General features: G+C 63.2%; 21 protein-coding genes. 9 read left to right on the top strand and 12 right to left on the bottom strand.

Going from position 1 to position 20,113, the window contains the following annotated elements; all coding sequences use genetic code 11:
* The first annotated feature begins 96 nt into the window (after positions 1-96).
* Positions 97-708: a TetR/AcrR family transcriptional regulator gene (locus EJ066_RS28535; RefSeq protein WP_126044089.1), complete on the top strand. Its 612-nt coding sequence runs from the start codon at positions 97-99 to the stop codon at positions 706-708.
* A gap of 539 nt (positions 709-1,247) precedes the next feature.
* Positions 1,248-2,492, top strand: coding sequence for a diguanylate cyclase (locus tag EJ066_RS28540; protein ID WP_126043239.1), 1,245 nt, complete (start codon positions 1,248-1,250; stop codon positions 2,490-2,492).
* Positions 2,493-2,903: 411 nt separating this feature from the next.
* Here EJ066_RS28540 and EJ066_RS32255 read toward each other — a convergent pair whose 3' ends face one another.
* Positions 2,904-3,227 (bottom strand): hypothetical protein, encoded by a 324-nt coding sequence (locus tag EJ066_RS32255; protein WP_245455007.1) that lies wholly within the window; start codon positions 3,225-3,227, stop codon positions 2,904-2,906.
* On the opposite strand from EJ066_RS32255, the gene EJ066_RS32260 reads away from it, so the two are divergent.
* From EJ066_RS32260 to EJ066_RS28570, 6 genes are all read left to right on the top strand, one after another.
* Positions 3,201-3,689 (top strand): hypothetical protein, encoded by a 489-nt coding sequence (locus EJ066_RS32260; RefSeq protein ID WP_245455008.1) that lies wholly within the window; start codon positions 3,201-3,203, stop codon positions 3,687-3,689. The genes EJ066_RS32255 and EJ066_RS32260 overlap by 27 nt on opposite strands.
* A 330-nt stretch (positions 3,690-4,019) precedes the next feature.
* On the top strand, positions 4,020-4,880 hold the full coding sequence (locus tag EJ066_RS28550) for a xanthine dehydrogenase family protein subunit M (RefSeq protein ID WP_126043240.1): 861 nt from the start codon (positions 4,020-4,022) through the stop codon (positions 4,878-4,880).
* Complete coding sequence (locus EJ066_RS28555; protein WP_126043241.1) at positions 4,880-5,356, top strand: (2Fe-2S)-binding protein; 477 nt, start codon at positions 4,880-4,882, stop codon at positions 5,354-5,356. The genes EJ066_RS28550 and EJ066_RS28555 overlap by 1 nt, the downstream gene beginning before the upstream one ends.
* Positions 5,357-5,358: 2 nt before the next feature.
* On the top strand, positions 5,359-7,617 hold the full coding sequence (locus EJ066_RS28560) for a xanthine dehydrogenase family protein molybdopterin-binding subunit (RefSeq protein ID WP_126043242.1): 2,259 nt from the start codon (positions 5,359-5,361) through the stop codon (positions 7,615-7,617).
* Between the two features lie 68 nt (positions 7,618-7,685).
* Entirely contained in the window at positions 7,686-7,931 is a 246-nt protein-coding gene (locus EJ066_RS28565) for a MoaD/ThiS family protein (RefSeq protein WP_126043243.1), read from the top strand.
* A gap of 295 nt (positions 7,932-8,226) precedes the next feature.
* Positions 8,227-9,396 carry an epoxide hydrolase family protein gene (locus tag EJ066_RS28570; protein ID WP_126043244.1) on the top strand — a complete coding sequence of 390 codons (1,170 nt, stop codon included), beginning with the start codon at positions 8,227-8,229 and terminating at the stop codon, positions 9,394-9,396.
* 159 nt (positions 9,397-9,555) lie between these two features.
* On the opposite strand, the gene EJ066_RS28575 is transcribed toward EJ066_RS28570, so the two are convergent.
* From EJ066_RS28575 to EJ066_RS28610, 8 genes are all read right to left on the bottom strand, one after another.
* Positions 9,556-9,975 carry a DOPA 4,5-dioxygenase family protein gene (locus EJ066_RS28575; RefSeq protein WP_126043245.1) on the bottom strand — a complete coding sequence of 140 codons (420 nt, stop codon included), beginning with the start codon at positions 9,973-9,975 and terminating at the stop codon, positions 9,556-9,558.
* Between the two features lie 326 nt (positions 9,976-10,301).
* On the bottom strand, positions 10,302-11,825 hold the full coding sequence (locus tag EJ066_RS28580) for a serine hydrolase (protein ID WP_189644575.1): 1,524 nt from the start codon (positions 11,823-11,825) through the stop codon (positions 10,302-10,304).
* 160 nt (positions 11,826-11,985) lie between these two features.
* The gene (locus EJ066_RS28585) at positions 11,986-12,744 is read right to left on the bottom strand and encodes an ABC transporter permease (RefSeq protein ID WP_245455009.1); all 759 of its coding nucleotides are present in this window, start codon (positions 12,742-12,744) and stop codon (positions 11,986-11,988) included.
* Positions 12,741-13,520: an ABC transporter ATP-binding protein gene (locus EJ066_RS28590; protein WP_245455243.1), complete on the bottom strand. Its 780-nt coding sequence runs from the start codon at positions 13,518-13,520 to the stop codon at positions 12,741-12,743. The genes EJ066_RS28585 and EJ066_RS28590 overlap by 4 nt, the downstream gene beginning before the upstream one ends.
* Positions 13,517-14,563 (bottom strand): ABC transporter substrate-binding protein, encoded by a 1,047-nt coding sequence (locus tag EJ066_RS28595; RefSeq protein WP_126043249.1) that lies wholly within the window; start codon positions 14,561-14,563, stop codon positions 13,517-13,519. Before EJ066_RS28595 ends, EJ066_RS28590 begins: the two co-directional genes overlap by 4 nt.
* Before the next feature lie 62 nt (positions 14,564-14,625).
* On the bottom strand, positions 14,626-15,069 hold the full coding sequence (locus EJ066_RS28600; protein WP_126043250.1) for a VOC family protein: 444 nt from the start codon (positions 15,067-15,069) through the stop codon (positions 14,626-14,628).
* A complete protein-coding gene (locus EJ066_RS28605; RefSeq protein ID WP_126043251.1) occupies positions 15,066-15,797 on the bottom strand; it encodes a FadR/GntR family transcriptional regulator in 732 nt (243 codons plus the stop codon). The genes EJ066_RS28600 and EJ066_RS28605 overlap by 4 nt, the downstream gene beginning before the upstream one ends.
* 407 nt (positions 15,798-16,204) lie before the next feature.
* A complete protein-coding gene (locus EJ066_RS28610; protein ID WP_126043252.1) occupies positions 16,205-16,570 on the bottom strand; it encodes a hypothetical protein in 366 nt (121 codons plus the stop codon).
* Positions 16,571-17,025: 455 nt separating this feature from the next.
* Here EJ066_RS28610 and EJ066_RS28615 point away from each other — a divergent pair, with 455 nt between their 5' ends.
* Positions 17,026-17,856 (top strand): aldo/keto reductase, encoded by an 831-nt coding sequence (locus EJ066_RS28615; RefSeq protein WP_126043253.1) that lies wholly within the window; start codon positions 17,026-17,028, stop codon positions 17,854-17,856.
* Positions 17,857-17,888: 32 nt separating this feature from the next.
* On the opposite strand, the gene EJ066_RS28620 is transcribed toward EJ066_RS28615, so the two are convergent.
* The 3 genes from EJ066_RS28620 to EJ066_RS28635 form a co-directional block, all read right to left on the bottom strand.
* Entirely contained in the window at positions 17,889-18,194 is a 306-nt protein-coding gene (locus EJ066_RS28620; RefSeq protein ID WP_126043254.1) for a hypothetical protein, read from the bottom strand.
* 141 nt (positions 18,195-18,335) lie between these two features.
* Positions 18,336-19,142, bottom strand: a complete 807-nt coding sequence (locus EJ066_RS28625) for a class I SAM-dependent methyltransferase (protein ID WP_126043255.1) — start codon at positions 19,140-19,142, stop codon at positions 18,336-18,338.
* Positions 19,143-19,774: 632 nt separating this feature from the next.
* Positions 19,775-20,113: a helix-turn-helix domain-containing protein gene (locus tag EJ066_RS28635; RefSeq protein WP_126043257.1), complete on the bottom strand. Its 339-nt coding sequence runs from the start codon at positions 20,111-20,113 to the stop codon at positions 19,775-19,777.

Genomic DNA, 20,113 nt, shown 5'->3' on the forward strand with positions numbered 1-20,113 from the left:
TCCCGTGACTATATTAACGGGGCCTGCCGGATCCTCCCTGCCCGGTTCAAGCCCGGACCGATATTGGAGAGAAGATTGACCTCGCCGCCGCCCGCCATGCTTGGAGACAAGGCCGAAGCCGCAGCGACAAAACCGCTGCGCGCCGATGCCCAGCGCAACCGCGACGCGCTGGTCGAGGTAGCGGCGGCGGCGTTTGCGGCGCATGGCGTCGATGCCTCGCTGGAGGAGATCGCGCGCCAGGCCGGCGTCGGCATCGGTACGCTCTACCGGCATTTTCCAACGCGCGAGCATCTGGTCGAGGTGGTCTACCGGCGCGAAGTGGAAAGCCTGTGCCACGCCGCAGACGAGCTCGCCCTGCATCATCCGCCCGACGTCGCGCTCGAACAATGGATGCAGCGCTTCGTCGACTACATCGCCACCAAGCGCGGCCTGGCGACAAGCCTGCGTATCCTGCTCAACACCAATTCCACGCTGTTCTCGGACATGTCCGGCAGGGTGTCGCTAGCCTTGCGGCGGCTGGTCGACGCGGCGGTGGCCGACGGCTCGATCCGCGGCGACGTCGACGCCTCCGATGTGCTGCACGCGCTGGGCGGCATCTATTCGGCGCCCGACACCGAGGACTGGCGCGACCGCTCGCGCCGGCTGGTCTCGCTCTTGATGGACGGGCTGCGGTTTGGGGCTGCGAAATCGGCGAAGGGTGGCGAGTGAAGGCTGGGCCGCCGAAAGCGCGGCGCTAGAACGTAGTCCGCTTTTCGCCATTTCTTGATATTCCCGGCGCTTCCAAAGCTGACCTTCGCGCAAGGGCTCAGGTCGACATGCCCTTCCTTCTGGGCAGCGCTACGACGATCCGTGACCAATGCGGTCTTTCAGTTGCGAGCGTCGCTAATCAGCTGTATTTGCGTTGCTTTTTCGCACCACGCGTCAAGGTCTCTCTGCTTCTCCCACGTTAAGGCAAATACTGCGCGCCGCTGCTGGGATCGACGCCCGCGAGGTGCTCGGCTGTGGCAACTTCGGTTGCCGCTCGCTGCCCTGAACGGACGTTCGCGTTCGCCACGAGCAAGTCGCGATCAACGATGCAGCCCTACACGGTTGCTTACCGTGGGGTTACAACTGAATACGCAAATCAGTTTCCGCTAGAAATCAAATCTTCAGGATAACTTGGCATCCTTGCCCATCGCCGACGACCGGATCACTCGGATGGATGTTCAGGAGAAAGCAGTTTAAGGGCCAATCGATTGTCAGATCGGATGCACCTCGAAGTGCAGGATGACCCTGCCATAACTGCAGAAGTTGACCGACTTCTGGCGCGCCGCACGCGCGATATCCGCCTCAAAGGCCAGATCAAACGCCTGTTTCGAGCACGTGTCTGGTCGCAAACGGCAAAAATCATCCGCGCCTGGATGATCTGGGTGGCTTTCTTGGATGTGCTGACGCTGGCGCTCAACATGTTGATGCTTCCAAGGGCGATCGCGCTGTCCATGCTCCTGCCTGGCGCCATCATTCCGCCCGTCGTTCTGGTCGTCGTCTTGGTCTGGCGAAAGCCGCAGGCGCCTTGGCTCCAAGGGGCTTCGCTGATCGCGGGAATGTTTCTCATCTTGTTGTCGGTTGCATTGGTCGGCGTAAGCGCTGGTGGCGAGTTCTACGAACGGCACTTGAACGTCATGCTGTTCGTGGCCATCACGGCCATCATCATCTTTGGCATCCCGCTGGCCTGGACGGTGACTATTGCCGCCGTGGCGCTCGGTCTCTATCTCGGTTTTCAGCTGCAGAACCCGGGCATCGAATTTGGGAGCGCCGTGGCTGCGACGTTGTTTTTTGCCAGCGGTATCTTCGCAACGGTCGCGGCGCGGCGCATCATGACAATTCTCGCTCAGAAGACTTTCCTATTTGAGCTTCGCGACCGGCGCAGAGTCGCCGAACTGGCGGAAGCGAACGATCGGCTGGAGCTCCTGGCGAGTACCGATCCGCTCACCGGCATCGCCAACCGGCGCTGGATGACGGAAACGCTCGACCACCTATGGGGCGGTGGCAGAAAATGCCCCGACGGTGCCGCTATGCTGATGTGCGACATTGACCACTTCAAGAAGCTGAACGATCACCTCGGCCATGCAGAGGGCGATCGCTGTCTGGTCGAGGTCGCCAGCATTATCCGGGAAAACGTGAGGCGCGATTGCGATCACGTGGCCCGCTACGGCGGCGAAGAATTCCTCGTGCTCCTGCCCAGGGTGGACGAGGAAGAAGCCATCTCTGTGGCTGAGCGAATTCGTGAGAGCGTTGAGGCCGCCGCTCTTCCCAACCCTGCATCTCGCGTGTCGCGCCGCGTCACCCTCAGCATTGGAGTTGCGGTCCAGGCGGCTGACGAGGCCATCTCACCGGAGCAGTTACAGCGTCAGGCGGATGCGGCACTCTATCTTGCCAAGCAAACCGGCCGCAACCGAGTGATACTCCACAGATCGGAGTCCGGGCGCAAACATATTCAGTCGACACGGTGATGCCGTCGAGCAGGCTCGCGACGCGATAGTAGAATAGTCGCCCTCGCCGCGCCGTCCTTGAATGGCTGAGGAACGCGGACCGGCTCGGCAATGCGGGCGCATTCGAAGCCATCATCGACACGCTGGCTTCGATGAGCGCGTCGGCGGATCTGCCAGACATCACGTCGCGCATTTCCGGGTTTGACGCGCCTACGAAAACATAGGTGTTGAAGCGGAATGGTATTAATCTGCGCGATCAGGGCTTCAGGGGCGCGGCAAAAGAATGGATTTCAGCTCGGGCCATGGCTATTTCCTCATCGGCGGCCTCATCCTGGTCGGTGCCGGGCTTCTGATCCTTTCGCTGATCGTCAATGCTCGAGTGGCACACAGCGTACGCCAGGACATGCGCCATCGCGAAAAGCTGCTGGAATATTATCGCAATATCTTTTCCCAGCTCGGCGTGATCCTGATCGGGATTGGCGTTTCCCTGTTCATCTTCTTTTTCAGCAGAATTATCAGGACCAGCGCAAACGCGAAACCGAGCTCCAGCAGGTTCTCGCCAAACTGGCGGCACGCATTGCTCGCGGCGCCGCCGTCGTCGAATACCTCGGCGAATTCGATGCGCTGCTGGATGATGGCGGGCCCTACATCAGTCCGGAACTCGGTGGGACGAACGCCGCGATCAGCGCACACGGGGCGGAACTCGGCAAGCAGGTCGCCAGTATCCTTTTGGTTGAGCGCGACGTTGAGGTCCAAGCGTTCGAGATCCTGAATTTATCGCGCGATTTCGAAGCATCGTTCGTCGTCAATGAACTCAATCCCATGCTGTGGTTCAACATCGTCCGGGATGAGAGCGAGATCAAATATGCCACCACTCAGCTCGCCCTCGATTACAAGGACTTGCAGGATGCGATCGGCGGAGAGTCAATCGAAATTGCGATCGCAAATCCTGAAAAGGAACGAAAGATCAAGCAGGAGGTGCTCGACATCTTTTATGATGCTGATCTCTTGCGCCAGCGCAGCAGGAGACTTCTCGGCCGTGCGTGCTGGCTTTTCAGCGAGGGGCGCAGCTTCGTCAACCTTGGACCGGTCAACGAGATCGAAGCCGACGCCAGGTCGCACCAGGAATGGATCGATCGGTCGAAACCCTTCCTGACGCAGTTGGCGTCGGGAAGCGGCGACTGCTTCAAATTGCTCCAGTTCAGTCCGGCGTCCTGAATTGAGTAACGAGCCGGAAAGGCTCGCCGCCCCGGCGCTCCAGGGCTCAGAGCTAGCCAACTGGCTACCGACGATGGCCGATATGTTGCCGTTTGTCTCGTCGTTTGGAACGAGAAAGTGCCTCTAAAGCGGTGTCGTGTGATTTCCCGCTCGGGCTGCCCGTTTCGTAGTCGCGACACTCATAGATTTGATGCGATATAGTCCGCACGGTAGATTTGGGACTCGATCTTGCGGCGCCTGGCCCAATCGCCGCGAATGCGGAAGAGGATAGCCATCCCGATCCGAGGCCTTATAACAGGCCGACAGGATTTCGATGTTCAAGGGGAGACGATGCGCTACATACGTCCGCTTTCAATGGAAGATGCCGTTGGCCAGTTGGCCGGATCAGGCGGCACGGCCGCCATTCTCGCCGGAGGCAGCGACCTCCTGGTGAGAATGAAAGGCGGCTTTATCGAACCCGACCTGATTGTCGACATCAAGACGATCGAGGGCTTGAGTGAAATCCGCGAAACGGCGGACGGCTTCAGCATCGGTGCTGCGGTCCCCTGCGCCGTATTGGGAGAGAACGCGGCCCTGAACAAGGCATGGCCAGGCGTCGTCGAGGCGGCGAAGCTGATCGGCTCGAAGCAGGTGCAGGGACGCTGCACCATAACAGGCAATCTCTGCAACGCCTCGCCGGCGGCCGACAGCGTGCCGGCGCTGGTAGCCGCAGGCGCCAGGGCGGTGGTCGTCGGTCCGGGAGGCAGGCGCACGGTTCCCGTGGAGGCCGTGCCGACCGGGCCTGGCAAGACGTCGCTCGCCAAGGGCGAGATCATCGAGGCGATCCTGCTCGACAGGCGCGCGCCGCGCTCCGGCGATGCCTATCTGCGTTTCATTCCACGCACGGAGATGGACATCGCCGTGGTCAGCGCCGGGGTGAACCTGACGCTCGATGAGCAAGGTGTCGTCAAATCGGCCCGCGTGGCGCTGGGCGCCGTGGCCGCGACGGTGCTGCTGGTGGAAGAGGCCGCCGAGGCCCTGATCGGCAGGAAGCTGGACGAAGCAGCACTTGAGCGGCTCGCCAAGGTCTGCTCGGGGGCCTGCCGCCCCATCGACGACAAACGCGGCACCGTCGAATTCAGAAGAAAAGTTGCGGGTGTGCTGGCCAGGCGGGCAGCCACGACCGCCTATGCACGTGCAGGAGGCAAATGATGGCTGGTGTAGCAGTCTCAACGACAATCAACGGCGACAATTTCGAGTATCTTTGCCAACCGGACGAGACGCTGCTCGACGTGCTGCGCGACCGCCTCGGGCTGACAGGCGCCAAGGAAGGCTGCGGCACCGGCGACTGCGGCGCCTGCAGCATCATCCTCGACGACCGGCTGGTGTGCTCGTGCCTGGTGCTTGGCGCGGAGGCCGAAGGCCGGCGCATCGAGACCATCGAGGGCATGGCGCATGGCGACAGGCTGCATCCGCTGCAGCAGAAGTTCCTCGAGCACGCAGCGCTTCAATGCGGCGTTTGCACGCCGGGCTTCCTGATCGCGGCGAAGGACCTCTTGGCCAAGAACCCCGACCCGACCGAGGAGGAAATCCGCTTCGGCCTCGCCGGGAACCTCTGCCGCTGCACCGGCTACGACAAGATCGTGCGCGCCGTCCAGGACGCGGCAAACGTGATGAAGGGAGCCTGACGATGAATTTCGATCCACGTTTCGCGGGGCGCAATTTCACCTCGGTCGGCACCCGCCCCATCCGTCCCGACGGCGTCGACAAGGTGACGGGCCGCGCCCGCTACGGCGCGGACTTCAACATGGCCGGCCAGCTGGTCGGGCGTGTTCTGCGCAGCCCGCACGCCCACGCGACGATCAGGAAGATCGACACCTCGAAGGCGCAGAAGCTCCCCGGCGTGAAGGCGGTGATCACCGCCGCCGACCTGCCCGACCTCACCGATGGCGATGCCGCCATGTACGACATCCTCGACAACTGCATGGCGCGCAAGAAGGCGCTCTATGACGGCCATGCGGTGGCCGCGGTCGCCGCGGTCGATGCCCGCACCGCCAGGCAGGCGCTGAAGCTGATCGAGGTCGACTATGAGGTGCTGCCGCATGTGACCGATGTCGACGAGGCGATGAAGCACTCGGCGCCCGTGCTCAACGACGCCATCTTCACCGAAGGCCTCGAGGAAAAGCCCGCCAAGCCGTCCAACGTCACCAAGCGCAGCCAGTACGGCCATGGCGATGTCCATCAGGGTTTTGGGCAGGCCGATTACGTCGTCGAGCGCACCTTCAAGACCGAGCAGACGCACCAGGGCTATATCGAGCCGCATGCCTGCGTGGCGAATGTCAGCTCCGACGGCACCGCCGAACTTTGGGTCTGCACGCAGGGCCATTTCGTCTACCGCCAGCACTGCGCCCAACTGCTTGGCATGGAAGCTTCCAGGCTGCGCGTCACCTCGTCGGAGATCGGCGGCGGTTTCGGCGGCAAGACCCATGTTTGGGCCGAGCCGGTGGCGCTGGCGCTATCGCGCAAGGCCGGCCGGCCGGTCAAGCTGGTGATGACGCGCGACGAGGTGTTCCGCGCCTCGGGGCCGACCAGTGCCACCTCGATCGACGTCAAGATCGGCGCCCGCAAGGACGGCACGATCACCGCGGCCGAGGCGACGCTGCGCTATTCCTGCGGCCCCTATGCCGGCATGTGGGCCGAGCTCGGCGCCATGACCGCGTTTGCCTGCTACAGACTGGAGAACGTCAAGACGGTCGGCTACGAAGTGCTGGTCAACCGGCCGAAGACGGCGGCCTATCGCGCGCCCTCGGCGCCGATGGCGGCGTTCGCTGTGGAAAGCGCCGTCGACGAGCTGGCCAAGGAGATCGGCATGGATCCGGTCGAGTTCCGCATCAGGAACGCCGCCCGGGAAGGCACCAGGTCGTCCTACGGCCCGGTGTATGGCCCGATCGGCATCGGCCCGACGCTGGAGGCGGCGAAGAACCATCCGCACATGAAGGCGCCGCTGGGCAAGAACCAGGGCCGTGGCATGGCTTGCGGCTTCTGGTTCAACTTCGGCGGCCAGACCTGTACCGACCTCAACATTGGCATGGACGGCTCGGTGTCGCTTGCCGTCGGTACGGTCGATGTGGGTGGTTCCCGCGCGTCGCTGTCGCTGGTGGCGGCGGAGGAACTCGGCATCGCCTATGAGCATGTCAAGGCGGTGGTCGCCGACACCTCCAGCCTCGGCTACAACGACATGACGGACGGCAGCCGCGGTACCTTCTCGTCCTCGATGGCAACGATCTCGGCCGCCCGCAACGCTATTCTGATCCTGCGCGAACGCGCCGCGCAGACGTGGGATATCCCGGTCGACGACGTGGTCTGGGAAAAGGGCCACGCCATCGCCAAAGGCGAGAAGTACGGCAACCTCGCTGCGCTGTCCCTAAGGGAGATCGCGGCCGCATCAGGAAAAACGGGCGGGCCGATCGCCGGCCACAGCGAGCTCGTCGCCGACGGCGCCGGCGTCTCCTTCGCCACCCATATCTGCGATATCGAGGTCGATCCGGAGACCGGCGCCACCAGGGTCCTGCGCTACACGGTCGTGCAAGATGCGGGCAAGGCGGTGCACCCGACCTATGTCGAGGGGCAGTACCAGGGGGGTGCCGCGCAAGGCATCGGCTGGGCGCTCAACGAGGAGTACATCTACGGCAAGGACGGGCGGCTGCAGAACCCCGGCTTCCTCGACTACCGCATCCCGGTCTGCTCGGACCTGCCGATGATCGACACGCAGATCCTCGAGATCCCCAATCCCAACCATCCTTACGGGGTGCGTGGCGTCGGCGAGACCTCGATCGTGCCGCCGCTGGCGGCGATCGCCAACGCGGTGTCGAACGCCGCGGGCGTGCGCATGACGCATATCCCGATGTCGCCGCCGCGGATTCTCGCGGCGATCGAGGCTGAACGCTAGAGCATGATGCCGAAAAGTGCGCAGCGGTTTTCGGACAAACATCATGCTCCAATAAGGGCCTGGCGCTGATGGTCGAAGTAACGCTCTGGGGATCGCTTGGCGCGCTCGCCGGAGGCAAGAGCAAGGTCGAGATCGAGGCCAAGGACATAAGGGAGCTGTTCAGGAAACTGGCTGAGCAGTATCCCGGCCTCGAGCCCTTGATCGAGAAGGGCATTGCCGTCGCTATCGACGGGACGATTTATCGGGATACCTGGTCGAAGGAATTGCCGGAAGGGGCGGAGATTTTTCTGCTGCCGCGGTTGGCGGGGGGGTGAGTGGGGGCGAAGACGCGCGGTATATAGACTGGCAGCTTTGCGCCCAAAATCGGTCATTCGAATGCGCCGTTGGAGATCTTAAAAGCGGACGTTTGTTCTGGCCTTGGGGGGAAGTCCGGAAAGGGTGGAAAGCGGACATTGCGCCTACGGCAACGCCGACCTGCATAGCAGACGTTTTGCCGTGGCGCCGTTCGCAAAAAGGATGGCGTTTCAGGAAACGTTGTGCGCAGCTTTCAGTTCAGTCGGTATTACCCTTCGGCGGTCAACGTCGTCAGCCGTTTAAGCGGAGAACATCATGATTTCACCCTACATAATAAACATTCCTGACGAACGGCTCGCCACGATCAGAGCCAAGGTCGAGGCTTATGACTGGAGCCAGCTGCCGGATGCGGGAGGCTGGTCGGCGGGGGTCGGGGTTGATGACCTCAAGCGACTCGCCGGTTATTGGCGGGACAGCTACGACTGGCGTGCGGTCGAACGGCGCCTTAACGCGCTGCCCAACTTCACGGCCGACGTGGAAGGCGAGCACCTCCACTTCGTTCATGTGAAGGGTGACGGCTCCAAGCCGCCCGTACTGCTTCTCCACGGCTGGCCGGGCTCGTATCTCGAGTTCGAGCGGCTGTTGCAGCCGCTCGCAGCGGACGGGCACGATGTTGTCGTCCCCTCGCTTCCTGGCTTCGCGTTCTCCAACCCGATCACGCGCCCGATCGGCCCGCGGCGGGCTGCTGCGCTCGTGCATGGGCTGATGATACAACTGTTCGGCGACGCGCGGTATTTCGTTCAAGGGGGCGATTGGGGCCACGGCATCGCGGCCTGGGCAGCGCATGATCGACCGGACGCTCTGCTCGGCATCCATATTAACATGATGACCGTGCGTGCGGAGGATGCCGCTCCGACGACCGACGAGGAGAAGTCCTTCGCCGCCAAGCGGGCCGCGATTGCCGATTGGGAGAGGGCCTACTTTCACGAGCAGGAAACCCGTCCGCAGACGCTTGGCGTCGCGATGGCCGACAGCCCGGTCGGAGCGGCGGGCTGGATACTCGAAAAGTTCGGCAAGTGGGCCGATCTTCCGACAACCGCCGATGGCGCCCCGGACATATGGAGCAAGTTTTCCGAGGAGGAACTCCTCACCAACATCATGCTCTACATCGCGCCGGCATCGTTCGTGACTGCAACCTGGATCTACTACGGCAGCCGGATTGAGGGGTCGCTGATGCTTCCGGCCGGCACCCGCATCCAGGTGCCGACCGGCGTTGCGGCCTTTCCTGATCCGGTGTTCTTGCCGCCGCCGCGCTCGTTCGCGGAGAAAACCTACAACATCGTGCATTGGACCGACATGCCGCGAGGCGGGCATTTCGCCGCGCTGGAAGAGCCGGAACTGATGCTGGCCGACCTGCGAGCCTTTATCGCGACGGTGTCGGGAGCGCGCTTTGGCTGCTTTCGGGACCATGGATTGACTGCCTAAACGTCTCCAATTGGGCGCTTCCTGCCATTCGGAAGTGCCCGCCGCGCACGGCAGTTATCCAATCGCCAAGACCCGAAAGCTGACTGTCCGCTCACGGCCAAGGGCAGACAGTTGTCTTCGGCCAAGTCGGGCCGCCACCAGCAATAATTCGTCCTGCTCCTACGCCCCCAGCGTCGGCTCGGTATTCACCTCCAGCGCCTCCTCCGCCTCGTCCTCCTCGCCAAGCACCTCGCCCTTCACGCCCAGCGGCCGGCCTATCCAGATCGGGTCGACCAGATGGTCGCGCTTGGGATTGGTCGTGTTGGGGTGGATGAGGATGCTCAGGCCGCCGTGGTTCAGCATCAGCCATGGAACCAGCGAAGCGAAAATCGCGGTGGCGAAGGAGACCTGGTACATGGCCTGTTCGTGCGGGCCGACCGGCTCGTCGCGCCAATTGCCCAGGCGCACGCGGAAACGCTCGCCGATGCGCAGGCGCAGCCATTCGGCATGCTGCCGCTCGGCCTGCCCATCGTAGTAGATGTGCGCGTGATAGCTGGCAATTTCCGAAAGCGATCTTGGACTGGCGGCGTCTTCGTTCATCTTGATGCTCTCCTTCGATGATTACCGGCAGAACCCGAAGCATGAAAGGTCGACCTTGTCGATTGATGCCGCGTCTTGCAGCAGGGCAATCGCATATGGCGCTCCCCCACTCCGTCTCGGCTTCGCCGAGCCACCTCTCCCCCACAAAGTGGGGGAGAGGAAACGCCAGTCGCCATGGTCGCGGCCTTGAAAGGCTTGGGTTTCCTCTCCTCCATGTCATGGGGGAGAGGTGGCCGCGCAGCGGCCGGAGTGGGGGGCAGGCGCTGCCATATGCGATTGCCCTGCGTCTTGCGGGGGATGACCGGGACAATCGTCTCACTACCACCCTAATCACCCACCCGCCGCAGCGTGCCGAGATGATTGTCGTCGAGAAACTCTATGGTCATGGCCGACGCCTTGCCGTTGGGCCCGAGCACAAAGCTTACGCCAGACGGTGCCTCCGGCGTCTCGGCGTCCGGATAGGTCAGGAACATGTCGCGGTCGAAATGCTCCAGTAAATAGGACCGGGCGCCGCCCGGCCCGACCTTGAGCACAAGGCCGTCGCCCTCACCCGACACAACCGCATCGCCGATGAAGTCGTTGAAGTAGCGGCCTTTATAGGCGCTGGCCGGCCCGGCTGGGCTTGGCGGAGACGGCGGCGCGGCATAGGTGGCCTTGGCCGCAGCGACCGCCGGGCCGAACAGGCTCGCATAGGTATGATCCCATGCCTTGATCCAATCCTTCTCGACCTTTCCGTCAAAGGCCATATCGGCGAAGCTGTCGGATAGACCCTCCGGCACGCCTGTCGAAAAGGCGTTGGCGACGATGACGATGCCGAGCTTCTCCTCCGGAAAAAGCGTCACCAGGGTACGGGCGCCGACGCTGAACGCGCCGGCATGGCCCCAGCTCAGACCGTGCCGGCCGAACTCGATATTCCAGCCGAGGCCATAGAAGGACTCGCCGCCTGAGACGGGGTTCTTGCCGCGAGCCATCAGGGGAACATGCGTCTCAGCCAGCGCGTCGGCGTTAATGAGTGTCTCGCCGGCATAGACACCATTGCCGAGCACCAGGCGTACCCATTGCGAAAGATCGCGCGCGGTGGAGCTGACGCCGCCCGCGGGCGCCTGCGCATCAGGATCGCGCTTTACCTTCGCGGCCCAGACGCCGTCGATCTTGACGTGTAGTGCGGCGCGATTGGCGTGCTTGATGAAGTCCGCATGACGCGAGCTGGTCGAGGCCATTCCAAGCGGACGGTAGAGCTTCTCCTCGGCGACCTCCTCCCAGGGCTTGCCCGTCGGCTTCGCGGCCGCGACGGCACCCTCGGTCAGTCCGAAATTGCTGTAGGAGTAGCCGGCACGAAAGCTCGACGACGGCGACACGAACCGCAGGCGACGCAGGATTTCCGCGCGGTCGTAGCCAATGTCCTCGAGGTCGTCTCCGGCCGTGCCGGGAAGTCCGCTGCGGTGCGAAAACAGGTCGCGGACCGTGAGTTCGCTGGTAGGATAGGGCTCGGCTAGCCGGAAGGCCGGATCGAGGTCGGCGATCTTCGAATCCCAGGAAACGATGCTCTTGCTGACCAGCGCCGCCACTATCGTTGCTGAGACCGGCTTAGAGAGGGAGGCGATCTGGAACACCGTATCAGCGTCGACGGCCTCCGGCTTTCCGGCCGCGCGATGTCCGAATCCCTTGAGGAAGATCACCTCGTCGCCATGCACGACCCCGATGGCGAGACCGGGTACGCCACCGTCCGCGACGACGCCTTCGGCGAGCAGCTCGAGTTTCGACAGGGCCGCAGTGATCCGGTCGGGCGTGATGGTGTCGGCCGACGCCGCCTTCGGCGAAAGCACCATGACGCCGATGAAGGCCCACATCCCCCAACGGCGGAAATTCCGACCCAGCCCCACGCTCGAGTTCCTCCCCTGCAAGCACTGGTCATACTACAGGCCGGCGCAGGGAAGGCCAGCCCTCGCCTGCGCGATAGCGCGATGCCCGCTATGCCACCCCAAGCGGCCATCCCTGGGAGCCAGCCGGTCAGCGGTATCGAACCGACCATCGCTCAGCGGCGACGACCACCATGAACAACCCGATCGACAACAGCGATGAGAGCACGATCGCGGCGTAGAGCCGGTCGGACTGATAGTTGAAGGTCGCCTGAATGATCAGCGCGCCGAGACCTTTGTCGGAACCGATCCATTCGCCGACGATCGCGCCGATCACCGCGGTCGCCGAGGCGATCCGCAGCGAAGCGAAAAGCATCGGCAGCGCGCGCGGCAGACGCAGCCGCCAGAACACCTCCCAACGCGTCGCCGACAGCACGCGGAAGAGCTCGTGCTCGCTGGCGCTCGCCGATTCCAGGCCCCGGATCATGTTGATGAGCGTTGGGAAGAAACAGATCACCGCCGCGATCACGATCTTGGGCAGCATGCCGAGGCCGAAGATGAGGATGATGATCGGGGCCAGCGCAAGAACCGGGATCGTGTTGAAGAACAGCACGACCGGAAAATAGGCGGCCTGAAGCGTACGGCTGTGCACGAAGGCGACCGCCAGCAGCACCGCGGCGAGGTTCCCGAGCATGAAGCCGCAGAGCGCCTCGATAGCCGTCGGCCAGAGGTTCGACAGGAGAAGCGATCCGTTCCTGGCAAACACCGCCGCTATCGCGGTCGGGGTCGGAACGATGTAAGCGGGCACGCCCGCGAGCGGCAGCAGGACCTGCCATGCGAGAATGAGCGAGCCGGCGCCGAGGATCGGCAGCAAAGTCTGTGCGGACGGCGATAGCGGAGCCCGGTTCACGAGGCCGCTCCAAGAGCGGAGCGCATCCTGGCCATGGCCGCGACGATCGCCGGATCTTCGCGCGAGCATCTGTTGTCCGGCCCCTTCAGCGGACGCAGGTCGTGGTCGGCGACGATCCGTCCCGGATGGGCCGCAAGCACGATCACGCGCTGCCCGAGATAGACGGCCTCGGCAATGGAATGCGTGACGAAGAGCACGGTCGTTCCGGTCCGCCGCCAAAGGTTCAGCAGCTCGTCGTTGAGGCGATCGCGGGTGATCTCGTCAAGCGCGCCAAAAGGCTCGTCCATCAGGAGCAGACGTGGCTCGCCGAGCAGCGCCCGGGCGATCGCCAGCCTTTGGCGTTGTCCGCCGGAAAGCTGATGCGGCAGCCGATCGCCGAGCGCCGACAGGCCGACGAGTTCGAGCAGCTCGTCGGCCCGGTCGTCAATCATGCGCGACAGGCTGCGGCGGCCTACCTGGATCGGCAGCCGCACATTCTCGCGCGCCGTGCGCCACGGCAGCAGCGTCGAGTCCTGGAAGACGAAGCCCACGCCGCGGCCGGAGCGCACCGCCGACGGCGTTTCGCCCATCACGCGTATCGTGCCCGCGAGTGGCGCCAGCAGGTCGGCGACAACCCGCAGAAACGTCGACTTTCCGCACCCCGAGGGCCCGAGGATCGACAGGAACGTCCCGGCCTCGACTGTCAGTTCGAGACCGGAGATCACCGTCACTGGCGCGGGCCGGCCGGGATAGCCGACGTCGAGCCTGGAGGTTTCGATGGCCGGCGCGGCCATCAGGAGGCGGGCGCGCCGAGCTTCGGCCGTTCAGCCGCACTGAGTTCGAGAATCTCAGTCGTATGGACGTCCTCGGCTTTCGGCCTGCCGTTCGGATACTGGCCGATCTGGTCGAGCAGCGCGATCTGGCTCTCGATCGAGGCAGGATCGAACGTGCCCCATCCGTCCTTTTTCGTGTTGTCGTCGAACGACAGTTTCAGCACCAGGGGGATCGTCTTCTTTTCCCAGCCTGCGTCGATCTCGGGATAGGCCGCGACGAGCGTGTCGACCGCCTGCTCGGGATTGGCGTGGACCCAGCCCCATCCCTTGGCGACCGCGCCGATGAATTTCGCCAGGGTCCCGGAATCGGATTCGATGGCGCTGTCGGTCGCGAAGTAGACGTCGGCATAGGACGCCAGGCCCAGCTCCGACAGCAGAAGATCGATGCGATCGTCGCCGACGACGCTGAGCGCCTGCGTGTTGGTGATCCAGCCGCCGATCGCATCCACGTCGCCACGAACGAGCGGGGCCTTGTCGAACCCGACATTGACGATGGTGACCTCGGAAGGATCGATCTTGTTCTTCGCCAGCATCGCGTCGATGGCGAAGCGCGCGGTCGGCTGCGTGCCGATCCGCATCCCCTTCAGATCCGCCACCGACCGGATCGGCTTCGCCGGTTTCGACGTCAGCGCATAGGGTCCGGTGCGATAGCCGCAGGCGATGATCTTTACCGGAACGCCGCTCGCCCGCGCGGCATAGAGCTGAGGCGATTCGGAGAATTGGCCGAGCTGTGCGGCACCGGACACCACTGGCGGCACGGTGGCGGCGTTCGGTCCGCCGGGGCTGAACTCGACTTCGAGCCCGGCTTCCTTGAAGTAGCCATTGGCGACGGCTGCCACGTCGCCGATCTGGCCGTTCGACATCAGCCAGTCATACTGGACGACGAGCTTGGCAGCAGCCAAGGCGCTGGCGCCAAACAGCTGAAGTCCCGGCCCGAAAGCCGCCAGGCTGGCGGCGCCGGCCTTCAGGATCGATCGGCGATTCCACTGCGATGTGTTCCCACTCATCTTGTTGCTCCGTTGTTGGACTGTTTGCATGCGGCGCGGCCCTTCTTGCGAGGCCGTCGCGATCACTCTTGCGTGTCGTGATAGTCGCCCGGCCCCGCGCCGGTCCAGGCGTAGAGCTCCCACAGCGTTCCGTCCGGGTCGTGGAAGTAGGCGCAGCGCGCGTTCCAGACATAGTCGCCGGGCGGCCCGACGAACGGCACTCCCTTGCCCGACAATTCGGCGTAGAGCCGGTCGACCTCGCCAGCACTTTCGAGTTCCATGGCGACGCATGCCTTGTGCGCCTGCTTCGGTGAGCGGACATTCGAGACGCCGCAGTGGCGATTGATGTGATCCAGTTCCCATGCCGCGAGCGTCACGCGCTCGGAATGAAAATCGACAAAGCCCTCGGCGCGGCGTCTGATCCGGTAGCCGAGCTTCCCTGTATAGAAGTCGATGGTGCGGTCGATATCCTCCACAAGGAGGCAGATATCGGTGATTGCCTTGGTCTGCCCGAGCGACATGGTCATTTGCCTCGTTGGATCTTCGCGGTGAGTTCGACGCCGACGCGCAAAGCGGCGCCATCGATGTGCCTGCGCATCGCCTCGCCGGCTGCCTGCGGGTCATGCGCGGCGAGCGCGTCGTAAATTAGTACGTGCTCGGCGACGTTGACCTCGACCAGGTCGTGGAGCGGGTTCGTGAGGCGGGCATAGTGGATCGACTGGCGAATCTGCTCGCAGACGAACGAAATGAAGGTGTGGATGTAGCTGTTGCCCGTGGCCCGGGCGATCGCCCGATGGAAAAGGAGATCGGCCTCGATGCTGCCATCCTCCCAGCGCTCCTCGCCGCCCATGCGGTCCAGCGCGGCCTTGATCGCGGCAAGATCGTCGGATGTGCAGCGGGTCGCGGCCAGCGTGGCGGATTCGGTCTCCAGGATGCTGCGCAGCTCGAAGAGCTGCTCCATGTTGCGCTGGTCTTTCAGCGCTTCGCGATCGATCCGGATGGCCGTCCGCTGTTCCGGCGCCATGACGAATGCGCCCACGCCCTGACGCGCCTCAACCATGCCATCGGCGCGAAGCTGCGCGATCGCTTCCCTGACAACATTGCGGCTGACGCCGAATTTGTCGGCGAGCTGGCTTTCGGTGGGAAGCCGGGCTCCCGGGATGATGTCGCCGCCCTCGATCTCGCGGCTCAGATACGAGGCGACGCGATGCGGAAGCGCCTCCACGCTGCCGATGATGGACGAACGCTGCTTCATGCGGCTCCCCTACAAATCGCCCCGATCAGGCACGAGACACGCGGGATTGAACAGGCCTGCCGGATCGTAGGCCGCCTTGATCGCCATATGAATCTACCGCTCGCGCCGCGACGGACGGGCCCCCGTCGCCCGCGCGGCCATAGGCCGGCGATGTCCAGCACGGCCATTCGCGCACGACGCATGCACGGGCTCGATCAATCAGCTTCGGCACCTCGCGGAAGCTTTGCGTTGAAAAGATGGGCTGCTATCCGTGATCATGGAGTCCGATCATACGGTCATCCTACAACCTCGGCAAGTCTCCAATTCACCAGCCTGGCGGCCGCCAGCAGCCCTGGCTCGATGACGTCTATCGCGACGACGAGATTGTTGAGGACACTCCACACGGCGGCCCGTTCCCGTCACGCGCCTCAGCCTTGAACGAGCGCCGTATCCGTCAGCTGTTGCGCATCGTCGAACTTGATCTCCAAGGTGTAGTAATCAAGGCTGAGGTCGTGTGCGCCCAGCTTGTAGGCAATTCGATCCTTTGTCTCCCGGTCGGGCGTCCCCAGGAGATCGGCGACCTCGTTACGCGCCATGCCTTTTGGAAGACGCCTCATGAGATCCTCGGCCATGTCGTACCTGGCAGCCGAATCCAAGGTATGGCCGCGCTCGGCCTTCCAGCGTTCGCTGGAGAAGCGCTGCGCCATCTCCACTTGGTAGACCCGTCCCGCGATCAGGGCGATGCCAATCGCAACGCAGACCGCCCCAAGCTTCAGGGCATCTCTTCTGGTCATCGTCTTGGCTCCTCACAGCGCAGGCCGCCGCCCAAGGTTTCGAGACTCTAGCGGTCCGGGAGCTCGGCCCACAGCTTCTTTGCGAAGCCTCGTTCGTCGAGATCCCACGTGGAGTCGACGACTTCCGCTCGTCCGTTTCGACATTTGTATGAATAGACCGCATCATGCCCATGGCGTAGGCCGGAACGCCGTTCTCACCCGGATTCTCTCGACAGAACGCGTCCGCTCCAGGGTTGTCACGGGCTGCGTTCATTTTCACGCAGGGCAGGTTCGCGCCGACGGCACAGACAAGAACCTTGCCGTTCATGCAGCGGAAGACGGCCTGGGTTTCCAATTCATCGTCGGCAGGGACACTCTTGGCGCCACGGCGGACTTCCGCCCGACTCGCTTTACCGGCCGCCAGGACTAGATAAGACATGCGCTGGGCGGGAACCCCGTTGCAGAAGGACGTGAATATGCCTGAACAGATACCATTGAACGACGGCTCCGCCATTCCCCGGCTCGGCCTTGGCGTGTGGCAAGTCGATCCGGCCATTACGGCCCAGGTCGTGAGTTGGGGGATCCAGACCGGCTACAGATTGATCGACACCGCCGAAGGCTACCAGAACGAGGAAGGCGTCGGGCAGGCGATCCGCACGGCTGGCGTGGCGCGAAGCGAATTGTTCATCACCTCGAAACTGCGCAACGGCGCCCATCAGCGTGACGCCGCGCTTCGGGCTTTCGACGAGACGATGAACAAGCTCGGGATCGAACAGATCGACCTGTTTCTGATCCACTGGCCAGTGCCAAGCCAGGATAAATACGTCGAGGCGTGGAAGACGCTGATCGAGCTCAGGCAAGCCGACCGGATCAAGTCGATCGGCGTTTCGAACTTCAATCGGGATCATCTGGAGCGGATCATCGGCGAGACCGGAGTGACGCCCGTCGTCAACCAGATCGAGCTCCATCCCCGCTTTCAACAACGCGGCGTCAGGGATTTTCATATCAAGCACGACATCCGCATCGAAAGCTGGAGCCCGCTGGGCAGCGGCCGGCTGCTGAGCGATCCGGCCCTTGAGAAGATCGCCGGAAAACATCGCAAGTCCGTGGCGCAGACGATCATCCGATGGCACCTTCAGGAAGGGCTGATCGTCATTCCAAAGTCTGTCCATCAGGACCGCATCGCCGCCAACTTCGATGTCTTCGATTTCGAGCTGGGCGCGGAAGACCTCGAGATCATTCGAGGCATGGATTCGTCCGACGGTCGCACCGGGCCGGACCCCGCCACGGCCGCATTCCTGTTCTGACGGACCTGAGGCTGGTCACGCGTCGACCAGCCTCATATCCCGGACCCGTCCAGCAGCGGGACATCCTCCCCCTCCCAGGGACTGGGCATTGAACCCTTGCTCAGATTGGCTGCGGGAAGCGGCATCCAGCACTTCAACTCGGGTTCGGCGTATTCGACCACGCGTCCGGGCGACGAGTCGGAAGCGCGCCACCCTTCGCTGCCGAATTGGTCGGCTCGAGACCAGTAGGCCAGGTCGACTTCCGCCGGCCCCTGTTCGGACGGCCGAACCGTGACAAGGATCCTGCTGCCATCCCTTGGCGCACTCGACATGTGACGCCACCGATCAGGCTCGTCCATCGCATTTCCTCCTGACGCCGGCATGACGACCTCGGCTGGACGAATAGTCGCTTCGCATACAAGGCCGGTCAACCCGAACTTTGCGCAGGACAGTCTATAGTTGGCGGCCTGCCGGTCTGGCGCGACATGGGCTCGCGGTCATCAGCGAACCTTGGCCTTGACTGCCCAAGCTCTCGTTTTCAGGGCAATCGACCCGTCCTCGCCGCGCGGCAGGCTCTCGCGGATCCTCTCCATCAATCTCTGGCGAGCTGCGGGTTCGAGACTCATGCAATAGCCCGGCGCCGGCCCTGCACCAAGGGTGAAGGGGTGCCAGTAGTCCTCAAAGTCCTTGAACACTGCCGGCATTTCAATCCGGGTGCAGTCGATGGAAACGAAGCCGGCCTGCTTCGCAAGGTTGGTCAATCCGTCTTCGGTGCAAAATGAAAAGCGTCTGTCCTCGGCAAGGTCGATGGCGCCGGGGTCAAGCGCTGCCGCAGCGGTCCAGAAGGCCCGCATGAATTCCACCCCGCCGCCGGGATAATCCCACACATAGAATCCAATCGTCGCTCCGCGGCGGGCCACCCGCCCCATTTCCGCGAGTGCCTTTTCCTTGTCGGGGATGAAGTTGAGAACAAGCGCCGACACGACGACGTCCTTGCTGCCCGATTCGACAGTCAGAGCCTGCGCATCGCCTGCGAGAAACTCGACACGTTCGTCCGGCACGTTTACGCGCGCCTTGGCGAGAAAACCCTCCGATGGGTCTATGGACACCAGGTTCCTGGGATTGCAGCGCGCCAGGATGGCTGCGGAAAGCGCCCCGGTTCCGCAACCCACCTCCAGCCAGTCCAGACCCTCCGCCGGATCGAGCCAATCCAGGAACAGTGGAGCGATCTGACGGCTCCATCGCCCCATATAAAGGTCGTAGCTGTCCCCGGCCTGCCAGGCGTCGTGACGTGTCGCCTCAGCCATCGCCATCTCCTCCCGGATAACTTCAAAGCATTGGTCGGCAGCAAGAATACGCCCGTCTCAATCCCAGGAACAGAGGCACAAGAGTGCGACCTGAGCTCGAAATGCACAAGCAGAGGATCAGACGCTGGACTTCTCCGGTCCCGAGGAAATCGCCTGCTGACGCAGGCGATCGGTCGGCTGGTTTCGTGCGGCCCTCTGGGCCGCTCGTTGACTATCGCTGCTTTGCCGTTCTGGGAAATTCCACGACGTCTGCGGACGGACGCCGGTACTGGGCTGCGACAATTGCATCGATCAGAGGATCCAGAGCTGCACGAGTCTCGCTGCTCGTCTCGTCATCGCCGCGCAGATAGTGGCAGGCTCGTTCAAGATGGAGGTGTGCGGCGGCAAAGTCGCTTGTCATAAGCTTCTCCTTATTGCCCGCCGTTTGGCAAACATGGTCGGTTCGGCTTACCCGAAAGCCAATATCCACAGGCGCATTTAAATCAAATTTGCCGGTTAACCTGATCTTCATAATGCCGCGGCGATCATCGCCATCGCGGCCATGTGTTGAGTTCCGCCTCAGGCAACAGACCCGCTCCGGTTATCGGGGCGGGTTTTTTCTTGAATGTCGCCGGATCGGAACTGAGCCCGGGTCAGGCCGCTTCACGCTGGGATTTCCATGTCTCGTGGTGCTTGCCCCAGGCCGACATGGCTGTCACCGCATCGTTCAGGCTAAAGCCGAGCGGCGTGATCGAGTATTCCACGCGAGGCGGCACCTCGTCATAGACGCGCCGGCTGATCAGCCCGTCGGCTTCCATCTGCCGCAATTGCTGCGTGAGCACCTTCTCGCTGACGCCTGGCAACAGCCGGCGCAGTTCCGCAAAGCGGTATGACCGCAGGTGCAGTTCCCATAGCAGCGAGGTTTTCCACTTTCCGCCGATGGCCTGCAGCGCGGCAGCAAAACCGCAGCTGTCTGGTTCCTTGCGCCTCAT

Source organism: Mesorhizobium sp. M9A.F.Ca.ET.002.03.1.2, from assembly GCF_003952365.1.
Taxonomy (GTDB): domain Bacteria; phylum Pseudomonadota; class Alphaproteobacteria; order Rhizobiales; family Rhizobiaceae; genus Mesorhizobium.

Bases quoted from the DNA above. Each gene is read 5' to 3' on its own strand.
- EJ066_RS28605 (WP_126043251.1), bottom strand. From the start codon at position 15,797: ATGAAGCAGCGTTCGTCCATCATCGGCAGCGTGGAGGCGCTTCCGCAT.
- EJ066_RS28615 (WP_126043253.1), top strand. From the start codon at position 17,026: ATGCCTGAACAGATACCATTGAACGACGGCTCCGCCATTCCCCGGCTC.
- EJ066_RS28550 (WP_126043240.1), top strand. From the start codon at position 4,020: ATGCGCTACATACGTCCGCTTTCAATGGAAGATGCCGTTGGCCAGTTG.
- EJ066_RS28555 (WP_126043241.1), top strand. From the start codon at position 4,880: ATGGCTGGTGTAGCAGTCTCAACGACAATCAACGGCGACAATTTCGAG.
- EJ066_RS28620 (WP_126043254.1), bottom strand. From the start codon at position 18,194: ATGGACGAGCCTGATCGGTGGCGTCACATGTCGAGTGCGCCAAGGGAT.
- EJ066_RS28580 (WP_189644575.1), bottom strand. From the start codon at position 11,825: ATGTGGGCCTTCATCGGCGTCATGGTGCTTTCGCCGAAGGCGGCGTCG.
- EJ066_RS28595 (WP_126043249.1), bottom strand. From the start codon at position 14,563: ATGAGTGGGAACACATCGCAGTGGAATCGCCGATCGATCCTGAAGGCC.
- EJ066_RS28565 (WP_126043243.1), top strand. From the start codon at position 7,686: ATGGTCGAAGTAACGCTCTGGGGATCGCTTGGCGCGCTCGCCGGAGGC.
- EJ066_RS28540 (WP_126043239.1), top strand. From the start codon at position 1,248: ATGCACCTCGAAGTGCAGGATGACCCTGCCATAACTGCAGAAGTTGAC.
- EJ066_RS28570 (WP_126043244.1), top strand. From the start codon at position 8,227: ATGATTTCACCCTACATAATAAACATTCCTGACGAACGGCTCGCCACG.
- EJ066_RS28635 (WP_126043257.1), bottom strand. From the start codon at position 20,113: ATGAGGCGCAAGGAACCAGACAGCTGCGGTTTTGCTGCCGCGCTGCAG.
- EJ066_RS28575 (WP_126043245.1), bottom strand. From the start codon at position 9,975: ATGAACGAAGACGCCGCCAGTCCAAGATCGCTTTCGGAAATTGCCAGC.
- EJ066_RS28560 (WP_126043242.1), top strand. From the start codon at position 5,359: ATGAATTTCGATCCACGTTTCGCGGGGCGCAATTTCACCTCGGTCGGC.
- EJ066_RS28535 (WP_126044089.1), top strand. From the start codon at position 97: ATGCTTGGAGACAAGGCCGAAGCCGCAGCGACAAAACCGCTGCGCGCC.
- EJ066_RS28600 (WP_126043250.1), bottom strand. From the start codon at position 15,069: ATGACCATGTCGCTCGGGCAGACCAAGGCAATCACCGATATCTGCCTC.
- EJ066_RS28610 (WP_126043252.1), bottom strand. From the start codon at position 16,570: ATGACCAGAAGAGATGCCCTGAAGCTTGGGGCGGTCTGCGTTGCGATT.
- EJ066_RS28625 (WP_126043255.1), bottom strand. From the start codon at position 19,142: ATGGCTGAGGCGACACGTCACGACGCCTGGCAGGCCGGGGACAGCTAC.